A 15,321-nucleotide genomic window follows, 5' to 3' on the forward strand; every position below is an offset into this window, starting at 1 on the left:
GGCCACTGCTGTAATAGCTCCATGGCTAGTTCATCACTTACACACGCGCCGATCGTGGCGGACTGGGTCTCCGGCTGGGTGGTCTCCCGGGGCGCGGCCGAACCCGTGACGCGCCCGTGGGGCTGGACCGTCGACGTGGGGCAGCCGACCCAGGTGGCGCGGCACGTGGTCGTCGACGCGGACGAGGCGCGGGTGCGCGAGGCGGCCGCACAGGCGCAGGGGGAGGGGTGGTGGCTCAAGGTCTTCCTGCCCGAGCCGTGCGAGGCGCCGGAGGCGCAGGTCTGTGCGTGGTTGGGGCCCGGCTGGGCGTCGGACGAGGCGGCGTTCCTGATGTCCGTCGAGCTCGAGGACGTGGCGTCCGGTGTGCTCCCGCCCGGCTACGGCCTGCGCACCTGGACGCGGGGCGACGTCGTCCGGGTCCTGGTCGCGGCCCCCGACGGAGCGCTCGCCGCGCGTGGGCAGATGGGCCTGGCGGGCGAGGTGGCGGTGGCCGACCAGATCCTCACGGCTCCCGCGCACCAGCGGCGCGGCCTCGGCTCCGTCGTCATGCGCACTCTCCAGCAGCAGGCCCTGGCCGCCGGCGCCACGCGCGCCGTCCTTGGCGCCACGACGCAGGGCCGCGCGCTCTACGAATCCCTCGGATGGCGCGCCCACACGGCCTTCGCCAGCCTCTACCGCACGGCGCCCCTCCACCGCACCGGGGCGCCCGTGGCGTAGAGCTCGGCGATCAGGGCGACGGCGGCGGTCGTCGCCGGGTGCGGGTCGCGGCGGGGCCAGGCCACGTGGACCGGCACGGGGGCCGCGCCGCGCAGCGGGCGGAACGAGATGCCCTCGCGCCGGTACTGGGTGGCCGTGCTCTCCGGGGTGATGCCGATGCAGCGACCCGTGGTGATCGCCGCGAGCCAGTCGTCGATGTCCTGCGTGTACTCCATGGCCGGACGGCCCTCCGTCGGCCAGAGCTCGGGGGTGGTGGTGCCGGTGCGGCGGTCGACGACGACCGTCCGCGCCCGCGTCTCGTCCAGGTGGACGGACCGGCGCCGCGCCCACGGGTCGTCCGCCGCGACGGCCACCACCCGCCGCTCCAGCCCGACCACGGTGCCGGCGAAGCGCGCGTCGTCGAAGGCGCCGCGCACGATCGCCAGGTCGCACACCCCCTCGGCCAGCCCGCCGGTCGAGGTGTTGGTGCGGATGAACTGCAGCTCCACCTCCGGGTGCGCGGCCGCCCACCCGCGCTGGAAGGCCGCGGTGTGGTGGCCCATCGCGGACCAGGCATGGCCGATCCGCAGTCGGGTGTGGCCGGTGGTCACCTCGCGGACCAGTTCGTCCGCCTCGGCCAGCAGGTGCCGGGCCCGGGCCAGTACCAGGGTGCCGGAGGCCGTCGCGGCGACGTGGCGGCTGGTGCGGTGCAGCAGCCGGGTGCCGAGGACGCCCTCCAGGGCGGCCAGGGTCCGCGAGACGGCCGCCTGCGAGACGCCGAGCTCCAGCGCGGCGTCGGTGAAGCTGCCCGCGTCGACGATCGCCACCAGCGCGCGCAGCTGCCGCAGTTCCACATCCATGCGTCCAGCGTATAGCTGACTCGTCCCATGCATTTTGCGTATCCGAGCTCGGGGCGCACCCTGCTGTCATGACGACCTCCGTCTCCTCCCCGGCTGCCACGAGTGAGGCGCGTTCCACCGGCCGCCGCGCCGGGATCGCGATGATGCTCGGCAGCGCCCTGTCCAACCAACTCGGCGCGGCGACCGGCGCCCTGGCCTTCCCGGCGATCGGCCCGGCGGGCGTGGTCGCAGTCCGGCAGTGGGTGGCCGCCGTCGTGCTCGTCGCCGTCGGACGCCCACGACCGCACCGGTTCACCTGGCGGCAGTGGTGGCCGGTGCTCTGCCTGGCGCTGGTGTTCGCGACGATGAACCTGACGCTCTACACCGCCATCAGCCGGATCGGCCTCGGGCTGGCGGTGACGCTGGAGTTCCTCGGGCCGCTCACCGTCGCGCTGGCCGCCTCGCGCCGCAGGGTCGATCTGCTCTGCGCGCTGGTGGCCGGCGCCGCGGTGCTGGCGCTGCTCCGTCCGAGGCCCACGACCGACGACGTTGGGCTCGCGCTCGGGCTGTGCGCGGCGGCCTGCTGGGCCGCGTACATCCTGCTCAACCGCGTGATCGGCGCGCGCCTGCCGGGCGCCGAGGGCTCGGGTGCGGCGGCCGCGCTCTCCGCGCTGCTCTACCTGCCCGTCGGTGCCTTCGTCTTCGCCCACCATGCGCTGACCGCACGGGCGCTGGCCTGCGCGGCGGCGGCCGGGCTGCTCTCCTCGGCGGTGCCGTTCCTGGCCGACATGCTCGCGTTGCGCCGCGTGCCGACCCGGTTCTTCGGCGTCTTCATGAGCGTCCACCCGGTGAGCGCCGCGCTGGTCGGCTGGGTCGTGCTGGGGCAGCGGCTGCCGGTCGTCGACTGGGCGGCGATCGGCGCGATCGTGGCCGCCAACACCGTCAGCGCGCGGCAGACGGCCGCGAAAACCGCTGGCGCCGGGAACTGAGGCGGGATTACGCTCCCCGCGATGACGACTCCTCGAAGCGAAACGGGGGTCCTGTCCGCAAGCGGTGCGTGCTGATGGCCGCCCGAACCGCGGACGGGGATCCTCGTCTCCAGATGTGGCGGCGCGTGCGCGAGTTCGCCGTGCCGCAGCCCATGATCGACGCCGCGACCGCCCGTCGGGCCGTCGGCGACTGGGCCGGTGCCTGCGCCGCCGCCCGCGTCACCGTCGATCTCGACCTGCGGGCCGTTGCCGCCCGACACGGCCGTGAGCTCGCCACCGCCCTGCGGGCCGACCTCCGTCACCTGGCCCCGGACCTGCTGCGCTGGCACCTGCCACGGATCGCACCTGACGGCCTGCTGCGTCCCGGGCTCACCCTCACCCTCGCCCGCTACGGGCGCGCCGACGGGGCCCCTGCGCTGCACCTGGTGGCCAGGACCCCACCCGCTTGGGCGGACGCGGGCCAGCGGATCGGCCTCGCGCTGTGGGATCCGGCCCGCCCCTCGGTGACCGCGGACCGGCACCCGCACCCCCACCCGAGCCGACGTTTCCGGCTCGACCTGCACCGGCACCTGTGGGACGCCCGACGCAGTCCGGAACTGCCCGTGCGGTGCGGCGCGGCCGACCTCACCGGGCCATCGGATCACGGAAGTTGGGCGGTCGACCGGTGGGCGGCCGAGGCCGGCCTGCTGCTGCGGGCCGAGGGCCGCCCGTCGGGCCGCGTCGGGGTGCGGCTCGACGGGCGACACACCCTGGTCCTGGACATCGACGAGTGCGGTGCCGTCGTCCCCTCGGAGGCCGACGGGAGTCCTGAACTCCTGCTGCTCCCCGACGCGGCGACGTTTCTTCCACCGGATGTCGAGATGCTGCGGGCCGGGCTCGTCGAGCCCGACGCGCTGCACCCGCTCGTCGCGGTCGCGCTCGTCCCCGGGCACGTGCCGGGCGAGGGACCGGCGCCGGAGGAGACGGCGCGCCCCTCCGCGCGCGTCCTGCTCGTCGACTGCCGTGGCGAACAGCACCGGATCGGCCTGGTCGACGGCACCCTGGCGCCGCTCGACCACGACCCCGGGCAACTGCGTCGCGAGCAACTGCTCGCCGCGCTCAGCGGCACGCCGCTGCCCTGTCTGCGGGCCGTGGACCGGGCCTATCGCAGTCCGCAGCAACTGGACGAGGTGCGCGGACGGCTGGACCACGGCGACCTCGCCGGCGCCCGGACCGTCATCGAGGCGCTCCTCGGCCCGGACGCCGAGCTGCCCGCCGGCCCGCTCCGCGACGAGCTGCGCTCACTCGCGCTGCGGCGGATCGATCACGGCCTCTACCGGGCCGGACTGTCTCCCGTCACCAAGCCGCATCCGGCCGCCGGGGTCGGCCGGTCCGCGCACCGGCGGAGTTCCCGGCCCGGTGCCGGAAGCGCCCGCTGACCCTTTCTGACGCTCCTTCACCGCTCCCACCGCTCTCTCCGCTCCCACCGCTCTCTCCGCTCCCACCGCTCTCTCCGCTCCCACCGCTCTCTCCGCTCCCACCGCTCTCTCCGCTCCCACCGCTCTCTCCTCGACCACACAGGTGATGCCTCATGACTTCCGCCACCCTGCTCACCGAGCCGCCCGAACTCACCGACCGTCCCCAACTCGACGTCGCCGGCGAGCTGCTGGCCCTGCTCCGCGCCTCCGACACCGAACCCCGCGCCGACCAGCAGCTGGAGGCGCTGACCCTCGCGGTCGCGGCGGACCTCCCCGTGCTGCTGTGGGGCGAGCCCGGCATCGGCAAGACCGCCGCGCTCAACCAGCTCGCCGAGGCCCTCGACCTGCCGTTGACCACCGTCATCGCCAGCGTCCACGAGCCGTCCGACTTCTCCGGGCTGCCCGTCGTCGGCGACGACCCCGCCCGGCAGGGCGTGCCGCTGGCGCCGCCGGACTGGGCCGTGCGGCTGGTCCGGGCCGGCAAGGGGCTGCTCTTCCTCGACGAGCTCTCCACCGCGCCGCCCGCCGTCCAGGCCGCCCTGCTCCGCCTGGTGCTGGAACGGCGCATCGGCGCCCTGCAACTGCCGCCCGGCGTCAGGATCGTGGCCGCAGCAAACCCGCGTGCCTCGGCCGCCGACGGCTGGGAGCTCAGCCCGCCGCTGGCCAACCGCTTCGTCCACCTCCAGTGGATCCACGAGCACGAGGTCGTGGTCCGCGGCCTGGGCGGGACCTGGCCGCGCGCCGTCCTGCCGCGCCTGGACCCGGCCAGGCTTGCCGACGCCGTCGACTTCGCGCGCCGCGGCGTCTGCGGTCTGCTCGCCGTCCGGCCTGCCCTGGTGCACCGGCTGCCGGACAACGAGACGCGGCGCGGCGGCGCCTGGCCCTCGCCGCGCAGCTGGGAGATGACGCTGCGGCTGGTCGCCTTCGCCACCGCCGCAGGCTCTTCCCGTGACGTGCTGTCGCTGCTGGTCCGCGGCACCGTCGGGGACGGCCCCGGCCTCGAACTGCTGGCGAGCCTGGACCGGATGGACCTGCCCGACCCGGAGTCCCTGCTCGCCGCCCCGGCCACCGCCGTCCTGCCCGACCGCGGCGACCTGCGCCAGGCGGTCCTCGACGGGGTCGTCGCGGCGGTGCGGGCCCGCCCGGAACGCGCGCGCTGGGACGCCGCGTGGACGCTGCTGGTCCGCGCGGTCGAGACCGGGGCACCGGACCTGGTCGTGGTCCCCGCGATGACGCTCGCCTCGCTGCGCCAGGAGGGATGGGACGTGCCGCCGTCGATCGAGGAGCTGGCGGGCGCGGTCTCGCTCTCGCAGCAGGCGGACCAGGCGTCGGCACGCGCCGAGGCCCGCGAGCGCGGCGCCCGCCCGAGCACGCCATTGCTGCACCCGGCCCCGGCCCGGCTTCCCCGATGAGGGCCCCGACCCCGACCCCGACCCCGACGCCGGGCCCGCCCGCGACGTCGAGTGTGCCGGTCGCACAGCCGTCGCTGCCCGCGAGGCCCCGGCCGCCGATCCGTCCGCTGACGGCACGCAAGCCCGACCTGACGCCGCGGTCATGGCAGGCGGCGACGGCCGCCGAGGCCGCGCTCCCCCTCGACCGCGACAAGCTCTACGCCGCGCGCCTGCAGGCCGTCCGCGCCCGCCCCTACCTCGCCACGGCCCTCTTCGCGCTGCACCCGGTGGAGTCGCGACGCACCCCGACCATGGCCGTCGACCGCCACTGGCGCTGCTACGTCTCACCCGCTTTCGTCGCCCGCACGCCCGTCGAGGAGCTCGCGGGGGTGTGGGTGCACGAGGTGTCCCACCTGCTGCGCGATCACCACGGCCGCAGCGACCGGTATGCCCGCGTGAACGGCCTGGTCGGCCCGTCCGAGCGACTGCGGATGAACATCGCCGCCGACTTCGAGATCAACGACGACATCTACGGGGACGGCCTCGTGCGCGGCGAGCTCGCGGTCCGGCCGCAGATGGCGAAGTTGCCCGAGGGGTGGCTGATGGAGGACTACCTGTGCCACCTGCGCCTCGCCCCGGAAGCGATGGCCTGGCTGGACTGCGGCAGCGGCGCCGACGGCGTCGAGCGGCCCTGGGACCTCGGCCCGGACGGCGCGCACGGACTGACCGACCAGGAGCGCGACGCCGTCCGGTTCAAGGTTGCGCAGGCGATCAACGGCCGACCCGGAACCGCGCCCGCAGGTTGGCGCCGCTGGGCCGAGGACGCATTCCAACCACCGCAGCACTGGCGCGAGTTGCTCGGCGCCGCAGTGCGCTCCGCAGTCACCTCCGGCGGCGCGGGCGGCGACTACCGCTACGGCCGTCCGGCCCGCCGTGCGACCAGCCTGCCCGGGATCGTGCTGCCCAGCCTGCGTCGCACCCCGCCGCGCGTCAGCGTCGTCATCGACACCTCCGGTTCGGTCAGCGACATCGAGCTCGGCAGTGCGCTGCGCGAGGTCGCGGCCATCTGCCGGGCCGTCGGCGGGCGGCGCGACCTGGTCACCGTCGTGCCCTGCGACGCGGCGGCGCAGATCAGCGCCCCGCTCTGCCGGGCCGAGGACATCCCACTGCTCGGCGGTGGCGGCACGGACCTGCGTGCCGGCTTCGCCCGCGCCCTGCGTTCCCAGCCCCGACCGGACGTCGTCGTCGCGCTCACCGACGGGCAGACCCCCTGGCCGGAGAGCCGGCCGCCGTGCCGCACGGTCGTGGGTCTGTTTCCCCGCCCCCGCGACGACGAGCAGTCCACCGAGTACCGGCCGGACCGGCCGCCCGCCTGGGCGCGGGTGGTCGAGATCCGTTCCTGAGGCGGGTGGGCCGAGACGGGATCCGAGTGCCGGGCGAGGCATGCCCGGCCCGGAAACGGGCACCTGAACCGTGGGGGATCCCCAGGAACACGAGGCAAGCCCATGACCGACATCCAGACCCGGTCCGACCGGACGGCCACCGCCGACTACGCCGGCGCGCTCGACCCCGCCGACAGCGGCGACCTGCTGGTGCAGCTCACCTCCGAGCACTGGGAGATGCGCATGCTGTTCAGCGCCGTGCTCGGCACCCCGCTGGGCGATCCGGAACGCAAGGCGCTGCTCGACCAGATCACGCCCCGCCTCGTCCGGCACGGGGTGATCGAGGAGGAGTGCCTGTACCCGCTGGTGCGCAGACTCCCCGAGGACGCGGGCGGCGAGTTGTCCGGCCACGGAGTGGACGACCACGCCCGGACCGAGGCGTCGCTGCACCTGATCGGACTGCACAAGGCCACCGACCCCGAGTTCGACCACCTCGTCGCCGTGCTGCACGAGCACGTCACGGGCCACGACAACTGGGAGGAGGCGCGGCTGTTCCCGCTGCTGCGGGAGGCCTGCAGCCAGACCGAGCTGGACGCCGCCGGTGACCGGGCGCGGGACGCCAGGCGCCGGGCCCGGACCTCGCCCAAGCCTCCGCCCGGCACCCAACCGCCGCAGGACCGCTTCCCGGAGCCCGAGACGGGCCTGCGGCAGCGCCTGCACGACCGGTTCACCCCGGCCGGCGGCTGGGGCCAGCTCCGTCCGCACTGAGCGACGCGGGCCGACCCCGCCTCCGAAGGGCGCCGTCCTAAGGACTCAGCTCAGCGTCTTCAGCGAGGCCGCGTCGTAGGGCGCCAGCTCGTCGAAGCGGCCGGCGAGCACCTTGGCCGCCCACTGCGGGTCCTGCAGCAGGGCGCGGCCCACGGCGACCATGTCGAACTCCTCGTTCTCCATCCGGTCCAGGAGGTTGTCCAGGGCCTGGATGGGCGAGCCCTCGCCCATGAACGCGCCGATGAAGTCGCCGTCCAGGCCGACCGAGCCGACGGTGATCGTCGGACGGCCGGTGAGCTTCTTCGTCCAGCCGGCCAGGTTCAGGTCCGAGCCGTCGAACTCCGGCAGCCAGTAGCGGCGGGTGGAGGCGTGGAACGCGTCGACGCCCGCCGCGGCCAGCGGGGCGAGGACGGCCTCCAACTGCTCCGGGGTCTCGGCCAGGCGCGCGTCGTACGCCTCCTGCTTCCACTGCGAGTAGCGGAAGATCACCGGGAACTCGGGCGAGACCCGCTCGCGGACCGCGGCCACGATCTCGGCGGCGAAGCGCGTGCGGGCGACCGGGTCGCCGCCGTAGGCGTCGGTGCGGCGGTTGGTGCCCGCCCACAGGAACTGGTCCACCAGGTAGCCGTGGGCGCCGTGCAGCTCCACACCGTCGAAGCCGATCCGCTCCGCGTCCGCTGCGGCCTGCGCGAACGCGCCGATCACCTCGTCCAGGTCGGCTTGGGTCATCGCCCGGCCGGTGCCCTCGGTGCCGTCGATGCGCAGCCCGGAGGGGCCCACCGCCGGGGCCTCGGCGTACGGCGGCTGGCCCTGCTGGCGCACCATGCCGATGTGCCACAGCTGCGGCACGATCCGGCCACCCGCGGCGTGCACCGCGTCGGCGACCTGCGCCCAACCGGCGAGCTGCTCCTCGCCGTGGAAGCGCGGCACGCGGTCGCTCTGCCCGGCGGAGTCGTGGCCGACGTAGGTGCCCTCCGTGACGATCAGCCCGACGTTCGCCGCCGCGCGGCGCGCGTAGTACGAGCGCACGTCCTCGCCGGGGACGCCGCCCGGGGAGAACATGCGGGTCATCGGCGCCATCGCGATGCGGTTGGGGACGGTCAGCCCGTTGATCGCGAGGGGCCGGGAGAGGATCTCGGCCGCGCGGGAGACGGCGGACGCTGCGGTGGTCATGGGCTTCCTCGGGGTGCCGTGCGGGTGTGCGGTGCGCGGTGAGGCGCGAACGTCACAACCGAGACGACGCGGGAGGCATTTCACGACGCGGGGCGAGCGGCGTGTGATCCCGGCCACAGTCGTGCGGTGGCGACGCCCGTGGTTCTCGGCGAGGCTGAGGGCGGCGGCAGGGGAGCAGGAGGAGGCCGATGGTGACGACGCAGCCGCGACGGATCGCGCAGACGGTCCGGGACGTGATGAGCGCCGAGGTGGTGACCGCGTCGAGCGCGACCCCGTTCAAGGACCTGGTCCGGCTGCTGGAGGAGCACCGGATCAGCGCGCTGCCCGTGCTGGACCCCGGCCGGCGGGTGCTCGGCGTCGTCTCCGAGGCGGACCTGCTGCTGAAGGAGGCCGACCGGCAGCGCCGGCTGGGCATGCGGTCCGCCCTGCTCGACCCGGACGAGGCCACCAGGATCGCGGCCCTGCGGGCCACCGATCTGATGACGGCCCCGGCGGTCACGATCGGCCCCGACGAGGCCGTGGCCGACGCGGCCCGCGTGATGATCCGGCGCCGGGTGAAGCGACTGCCCGTCGTGGACGACTCCGGCGTGCTCCTCGGCATCGTCAGCCGGGCCGACGTGCTGAAGGTCTTCCTGCGCGACGACGACTCCCTGGCCGACGACGTGCGCGGCGCCCTCACCCGCGCGCTGGGCGCGGCGGACTGCGCAGGCCTGACCGTCGACGTCGCCGACGGCGTGGTCACCGTCGGCGGCGCACTGGCGGACTCGGCCCGGATCCCGCTGGTCGCCGACACCGTGCGGGGCGTCGACGGCGTCGTGGACGTGTCGTTCGCCCTCGGGCGGTGAAGACCTTTTGGTTCAGCCCGGGTAGGCGTCCAGGGCGGGGCGCTTGGCCGGGCGGTTGTCACCACTGGACTTTCCGGTGAGCCGCCGCCCGATCCACGGCAGCACGTGGATGCGGACCCAGCGCAGGTCGGCGCGGAGCCTGGTCAGCCGCGGCGTCGCCGGTGCGGGCGGCAGGGGCTCACGCCAGTCGAAGGAGGCCGGGTACCCGAGCGCCTGGAGCACCCCCTCGGCGACGCGGCGGTGACCCTCGGCCGAGAAGTGCAGGCGGTCCTCGGCCCACATCCGGGCGTCGTCGAAGGCCGGCACGTGGAACAGGTCGACGACGACGATGTTGTCGTGCGCGGCGGCGAAGTCGCGCACGAAGCCCTGCAGTCGCAGGATCTGCGGCATCAGCCGGGCGCTGCCGCGCATCCGTCGACTCGGGTCGACGCTGAAGAACATCACGACTCGCGTCGCACCCTTCGCGAGGCGCTCCGCGAGGGCGCCGAGCGTGCGCTCGACGTGGTCGATGTCGCAGCCCGGCCGCATCACGTCGTTCAGCCCGCCCGCGAGCGTCACCAGCTCCCCGCCGAGCGCGACGGCGGCGTCACCCTGCTCATCGGCGATCTGCCCGATCAGCTTGCCGCGTACGGCGAGGTTCGCGTACCGGAAGTCGCCGCCCTCGGCATCGACGGCGAGCCGGGCGGCGACGCGATCGGCCCAGCCACGGTAGTGCCCGTCCGGGAGGACGTCGTCGCACATGCCTTCGGTGAAGGAGTCGCCGAGGGCGACCATGCTGCGGTAGCGGGGAAGCTGGTTCATAGTGCAACGATTCTAGGTGAGGCAGTTGGTGCGGCTGCACCTCCAGGGGCGCGAGGAACTGCGCGAGGAACCACCCTGTGCGGATGGCCCTGCACATTGAGGACCATCCGCACAGGGTGGCTTGTCGCGCAGTTCCTCGCGCCCCTGGGGTTGCAACTAGAGCAAGCGCTGAATGTCTCCCCGGGTGCGGTAGAAACCGCCTTGCGCGGCCTCGTGGATCTCCGTGACCACGTACCGCGCCCCCGGGACGCGGATCGCCTTGGGGAACTGGACCCGCCAGGTCGGGTCGTAGCCAGGGGAGACGACGCGCATGCGCATGCGGCCGGCCGGGCCGGACTGGACGCACTCCACGACGATGCCGTTCGTCGGGGCCGTCGTCACGACGGTGACCTCCTCGGAGGGGACGACCCGCTCCCAGCCCGTGGCCTTGATGTCCGCGGGCTGCGGCACCGTGCCGCCCTCCGCCGCGCGGACCGCGGCCTCGCTCACGTCGAGGCAGGCGAGGGAGCCGTCCGTGGTGACCAGGTAGAGGCGTTCGTCGCGGTACTGCATGGAGTACGCGGAGCCGCAGCCCGTGCCGAGCTTCCACAGCCGCGTGCCGTCCGCGGCGAAGCAGTAGACGGAGGAGTGGTTGTCCCCGGCGAAGACGTACCGGCCGTCGGGGGATGCGGCGCAGGAGAAGACCGCCGCGTCGCAGCGGTAGCGGGTGAGAAGTGAGCCGTCGGACTTGGCGAGGCGGTAGACCCAGCCGCGGCTGGTTCCGGCGAAGACCTCGCGCGGCTCCTGCCAGCCGAAGAGGACCGCGCCCTCCGTCGGCGTGGACCAGCGCGGCGCGCCGTCGGCGCCGTAGCGGGCGACGCCCGCCGAGTCGCCGTGATAGACGCCCTCGGCGTCGCAGCGGACCATCCAGGCCGAGGTGCCGGCGCCCTTGCGGCGCCACTGGAACTCGTCCTCGTGGTCGATGCTGGTCACCCCGCCGTTCGCGTCGGAGACGCCGAGCACGCCGTCGTGGATGTCGAGCCAGAAGATGTCGACGTCCTCGGCTATCTCGTAGGCGACACGCGGCACCTTGCCACTGAGGTCGTAGACGCGGCCGTCGTCGCAGCCCGCGTAGATCCAGAAGTCGTCCGCGACGATGCACTTGACGCCGTCGGGCAGACCGAAGCGGCCGGTGACCTCGCCGTCGTGGGTGAGGGTGAAGACGTCGCCCTTCTGGTTGCCGACCCAGGCGTGCTCCTCGCCGACGAAGACGCCGAACGCGGAAGCCCCGGAGCGGAACCGCCACAGCACCGCCGCCTGACGAGCCGTCGACGCGGCGCTGACGATCTGGCGCCGCGTCACCGCCCGGCGCTGACGCACCCCGCGCACTGCCGGGGCGTAGCCCTTGCGAACCTTCTCGCCGATCTTCCTCGCGGCCGCCGCGGCGGCCTTCTCCGTGCTCGGGTAGCTGCTGGAGCGCACCTGCCCCTGCTCGCCGATCCGGCCGAAGGAGATGGTGACCTGCAGGCCCTCGTGCCGCACCTCGTAGAACTTGTGGGCGCCCTCGCCCTCCTCGGACAGCTCGAGGTACGTGGTCGAACCGACGGCGGAGACGGCAGGGGACATGAGGCCCTCCAGGGCTGACGTCAGGTAAGGGGAGAGGCGCGAAAGACCGTTGCCGGCGCCCCCGGTGATGTCTTCGACACTACGCGGGGGCACTGACAACGGCCCTTGCCCGGACGGACGGTCCGTCACTCCGTCCGCAGCGCCGTCGCCGTCCGGGCGCGGGCCGCCCAGGTCGCCGGCGCGAGGGCACCGAGCGTGGCCAGCACCAGGCCGCCGGCCAGCAGCGCGAGCAGCAGCGGCGCGTGGAAGACGTCGAGGTCGGCGCCGGGGACCTCGGTGCCTGCCGCGCCCGCCATCGCGGGCAGCACGGTGCGCTGCAACAGGATGCCGATCGGGACGCCCACCGCGCCGGCCACCAGCCCGGTGACGGAGACCGAGGCCAGCACCATGCCCACGGTCTGTCGCGGCTTCAGGCCGAGCGACTTCAGCACGCCCAGGTCGTGGACCCGCTCCCGGGTGTCCAGCAGCACGGTGTTCAGCACGCCCAGGCCCGCGACGGTCACCAGCATCAGCGTCAGGATCGTGGCCAGGCTGTCCATGGCGAGCACGGTGATGTTGATGTTCCCGCCGCTGGGGATCGCGCTCAGGCCGTACGGGGCCAGCGCGTGGGTCAGGCTGCTGATGTAGGCGTCCGGGTCCGTGCCGGGCTTCAGCTCGATCGCGAAGGTGACCGAGTCGGGCACCAGCGGCAGCGCCAGCGGGGTGAGCGAACCCGCGTCGGTCAGCAGCTCGTTGTCGACGGACAGCACCTCGCCGACGAGCTTCACCGGTGCGCTGCGGCCGTTCTCGCTCAGCGTCACGGTGTCGCCCACGTGGACGTCGTACGCGCTCAGGAACGCCTTGGGCGCGACGGCCTCGCCGGGGGCGGCGAACCAGCGGCCGGAGACGATCTGCATCGAGGCCCACCCCGAGTCGCCCCGGTAGCCGATGACCTGGGTCTGTCCCGGCTTCCCGGCGACGGCCGTGCGGGCGGTGGTGATCTCGACCGAGCCGGCGGTGCCGGGCTGCGCCGCGATGGCGCTCCCCGCGGCGTCCAGGTCGGCTGCGTTGACCAGGCGTGCCTTGACGCCGCTGCCGAGCGGCGGGAACGGCAGTACCTGCACGGCCCCCGGCCGATCGTGGCTGAGCCCCTGGGCGACCTGGTTCAGCGACAGCGCGAGGCCGACGCCGAAGGTGACGCCGACGGTGCCGAGCAGCACCGCCGCCATGGTGATCGCCGAACGGGCGGGCCGTCCGAACGGCAGCGCGAGGCCGAGGGTGGCCCAGCGCGGCAGCGGCAGCCGCGAGGCGCGGCTGTGGGCGGACCGGCCGAAGCGCCCGGCCTGTTCGGTGCGGCCCACGGCCAGCGCCTCGACGGTGCGCAGCCCTCCGGCCCGCCGGGCGGGCACCAGCGCGGCGCCGGTGACCGCCGCCAGCGTCACCAGCGGCACCGCCAGGTCGAGCCAGAATGGGATGCCCAGGGTCACGCTGCGCAGCGCCTTGTCGGCGATGCCCATGACCGGGATGGACAGCAGGTTGCCCAGCACCACGCCGAGGACCGCCCCGGTCGTGGCGGGGATCAGCGCCTGGCCGAGGTAGGCGCGCACGACCTGGGCCGGGGAGAAGCCGATCGCCTTGAGGATGCCGATCCGGCGTCGCCCGGCCGTGACCGCGCCGGACACCACGACGCCGATGACCAGCAGCGACATGAAGAGCCCGAGTGCCCCGAAGGCGACCAGGAACGGCACGAACGTCGCGGAGTTGCGGTCGGCCTCCTGCTCGGCGTCCAGGTAGGAGGTGGAGCCGAGCGTCGCGCCCGCCGGCAGCACGGCCGCGACGGCGGCCCGGTCGGCCGCGACCTCGGCCTGGGAGTCGGCGTGGGCGAAGCGGTAGAGCATCTGCTCGTCGGGGACGGTGCCCGGTGGCGTCAGTGCGGGGATCTCCTGCGGCGCGACCCAGCCGTCGGCGGTGCCGGTGACGGAAGCGGCGAGGCCCACCACGGTGAGGACGGGGTGGCCCGGCGCGTCGGGGACGACCATCCGGTCGCCGATGGCCATCGGCGAGTGGCCGTCCGGGAGCACGATCTGCCCGGGGCCGGTGAGCCAGTGGCCCTCGGTCACGTGCAGGTCGTCCAGCGGGCCGTCGATCGGGCGGCCGACGACGGTCGTGGCCTCCATCGGGTCACCTGCCGGCATGAACCTGTTGCCCGGGGCGACACGCGGGTGGAGCGTCAGCGTCGGGTAGGGCCCGGCGGTCCCGGTCACCCCGGCCACGTGCGCAGTCGCGGCCAACTGCCCGGCGTCGACGGCCGTGCCCGAGACGTCGACGGAGAGGTGCGCGCCGTGCTCGGCGGCGAAGGCGCGCTGGTAAGGGCCCTGCGAGTCGACCAGCAACCCGCTCGCGAGGACGGACGCGGTGACGGCGGTCATCGTCGTCAGCGTCATCACCAGCGTCTGCACCCGCTTACGGCTGACGCCCGCGCGGACGATCCGGCCCAGCGGATTGTTGCCCTTCCGGCTCATCGGGCCACCGCCAGCGGGGTGTTGCGGACGTCGCGGGCGAGCCTGCCGTCGACGAGCTCGATGATGCGGGTCGCGCACTGCGCGGCCAGGCCGGTGTCGTGGGTGACCAGCACCAGCGTGCGACCCTCGGCGACCAGGGCGCCGAGGAGCTCGCGCACCTCCGCCGCGGACTCGCTGTCCAGCGCGCCGGTCGGCTCGTCGGCGAGCAGCAGCGGCGGGTTGTTCATCAGGGCCCGCGCCACGGCGACGCGCTGGCGCTGGCCGCCGGAGAGCGTGCCGGGGTAGGCGCGGGCGAACCGGGCGATGCCGAGGCGGGTGAGCAGCTCGTTCGCGCGCTCCCGCGCCTCGACACGGCCGGTGCCGGCCAGCTGGGCGGGGATCAGCACGTTGTCCTCGACGGTCAGGTCGTCGAGCAGGTTGAAGAACTGGAAGACCATGCCGATGCGCTCACGCCGGTAGCCGGCCAGCGCAGCCTCGCCCAGTTCGTGCACGGGCGTGCCGGCGATGCGCACCACACCCCGGTCCGGCCGGTCCAGCCCGGCGATCAGGTTGAGCAGCGTCGACTTGCCACTGCCGGACGGCCCCAGTACCGCGAGCGCCTCGCCGGCCGCGACCTCCAGGGAGAAGTCGGCCAGAGCGGGGCGGGCGGCGTCGGATGCGTCATAGGTCTTGCTGACGTCGCGGATCTCGATGATCGGCGCGGACACGGGTCCTCCGGTGCGTCGGACGGTTCGTTGACGGGAACGAAGCTACGAACTCGCACGTCAGGGTCGATATACGTGTGAACGGTGAGTGCGGGGTGTACTTACGTACACCCCGGATCGGGTGTCCACGCCCAGCGCCGAGCCGGGTGGTGCGTGGGCAGACTTGGCGG

The 15,321-nt window shown here is 74.2% G+C and carries 13 protein-coding genes; 7 read left to right on the plus strand and 6 right to left on the minus strand.

What is annotated here, in order from left to right; genetic code table 11:
- The first annotated feature begins 21 nt into the window (after window positions 1-21).
- Window positions 22-717, plus strand: a complete 696-nt coding sequence (locus BMY61_RS26175; RefSeq protein ID WP_042455416.1) for a GNAT family N-acetyltransferase — start codon at window positions 22-24, stop codon at window positions 715-717.
- Here the strand turns inward: BMY61_RS26175 and BMY61_RS26180 are convergent.
- Complete coding sequence (locus tag BMY61_RS26180; RefSeq protein WP_042455418.1) at window positions 672-1,556, minus strand: LysR family transcriptional regulator; 885 nt, start codon at window positions 1,554-1,556, stop codon at window positions 672-674. The genes BMY61_RS26175 and BMY61_RS26180 overlap by 46 nt on opposite strands.
- A 68-nt stretch (window positions 1,557-1,624) precedes the next feature.
- Between BMY61_RS26180 and BMY61_RS26185 the strand changes: the two genes are divergently transcribed.
- The 5 genes from BMY61_RS26185 (at window position 1,625) to BMY61_RS26205 (ending at window position 7,522) form a co-directional block, all read left to right on the plus strand.
- Window positions 1,625-2,524 (plus strand): EamA family transporter, encoded by a 900-nt coding sequence (locus tag BMY61_RS26185; protein WP_042455420.1) that lies wholly within the window; start codon window positions 1,625-1,627, stop codon window positions 2,522-2,524.
- A 74-nt stretch (window positions 2,525-2,598) separates the two neighbouring features.
- Window positions 2,599-3,942, plus strand: a complete 1,344-nt coding sequence (locus tag BMY61_RS26190) for a hypothetical protein (RefSeq protein WP_042455548.1) — start codon at window positions 2,599-2,601, stop codon at window positions 3,940-3,942.
- Window positions 3,943-4,094: 152 nt separating this feature from the next.
- A complete protein-coding gene (locus tag BMY61_RS26195) occupies window positions 4,095-5,393 on the plus strand; it encodes an AAA family ATPase (protein WP_042455423.1) in 1,299 nt (432 codons plus the stop codon).
- The gene (locus BMY61_RS26200) at window positions 5,390-6,775 is read left to right on the plus strand and encodes a vWA domain-containing protein (protein ID WP_082015453.1); all 1,386 of its coding nucleotides are present in this window, start codon (window positions 5,390-5,392) and stop codon (window positions 6,773-6,775) included. The genes BMY61_RS26195 and BMY61_RS26200 overlap by 4 nt, the downstream gene beginning before the upstream one ends.
- 102 nt (window positions 6,776-6,877) lie before the next feature.
- Window positions 6,878-7,522: a hemerythrin domain-containing protein gene (locus tag BMY61_RS26205; protein WP_052439223.1), complete on the plus strand. Its 645-nt coding sequence runs from the start codon at window positions 6,878-6,880 to the stop codon at window positions 7,520-7,522.
- Between the two features lie 45 nt (window positions 7,523-7,567).
- On the opposite strand, the gene BMY61_RS26210 is transcribed toward BMY61_RS26205, so the two are convergent.
- Window positions 7,568-8,695 (minus strand): NADH:flavin oxidoreductase, encoded by a 1,128-nt coding sequence (locus BMY61_RS26210; RefSeq protein ID WP_042455429.1) that lies wholly within the window; start codon window positions 8,693-8,695, stop codon window positions 7,568-7,570.
- 188 nt (window positions 8,696-8,883) lie between these two features.
- Here BMY61_RS26210 and BMY61_RS26215 point away from each other — a divergent pair, with 188 nt between their 5' ends.
- On the plus strand, window positions 8,884-9,540 hold the full coding sequence (locus BMY61_RS26215; protein WP_042455433.1) for a CBS domain-containing protein: 657 nt from the start codon (window positions 8,884-8,886) through the stop codon (window positions 9,538-9,540).
- Window positions 9,541-9,552: 12 nt separating this feature from the next.
- On the opposite strand, the gene BMY61_RS26220 is transcribed toward BMY61_RS26215, so the two are convergent.
- From BMY61_RS26220 to BMY61_RS26235, 4 genes are all read right to left on the minus strand, one after another.
- Window positions 9,553-10,341: an SGNH/GDSL hydrolase family protein gene (locus BMY61_RS26220; protein WP_042455436.1), complete on the minus strand. Its 789-nt coding sequence runs from the start codon at window positions 10,339-10,341 to the stop codon at window positions 9,553-9,555.
- Between the two features lie 156 nt (window positions 10,342-10,497).
- Window positions 10,498-11,946 carry a WGR domain-containing protein gene (locus BMY61_RS26225; protein WP_042455439.1) on the minus strand — a complete coding sequence of 483 codons (1,449 nt, stop codon included), beginning with the start codon at window positions 11,944-11,946 and terminating at the stop codon, window positions 10,498-10,500.
- A 125-nt stretch (window positions 11,947-12,071) separates the two neighbouring features.
- Window positions 12,072-14,447, minus strand: coding sequence for an ABC transporter permease (locus BMY61_RS26230; protein ID WP_042455442.1), 2,376 nt, complete (start codon window positions 14,445-14,447; stop codon window positions 12,072-12,074).
- The gene (locus BMY61_RS26235) at window positions 14,444-15,154 is read right to left on the minus strand and encodes an ABC transporter ATP-binding protein (RefSeq protein ID WP_042455445.1); all 711 of its coding nucleotides are present in this window, start codon (window positions 15,152-15,154) and stop codon (window positions 14,444-14,446) included. The genes BMY61_RS26230 and BMY61_RS26235 overlap by 4 nt, the downstream gene beginning before the upstream one ends.
- Window positions 15,155-15,321: the final 167 nt, after the last annotated feature.

Source organism: Streptacidiphilus jiangxiensis, from assembly GCF_900109465.1.
In the GTDB taxonomy this organism is placed as follows: domain Bacteria; phylum Actinomycetota; class Actinomycetes; order Streptomycetales; family Streptomycetaceae; genus Streptacidiphilus; species Streptacidiphilus jiangxiensis.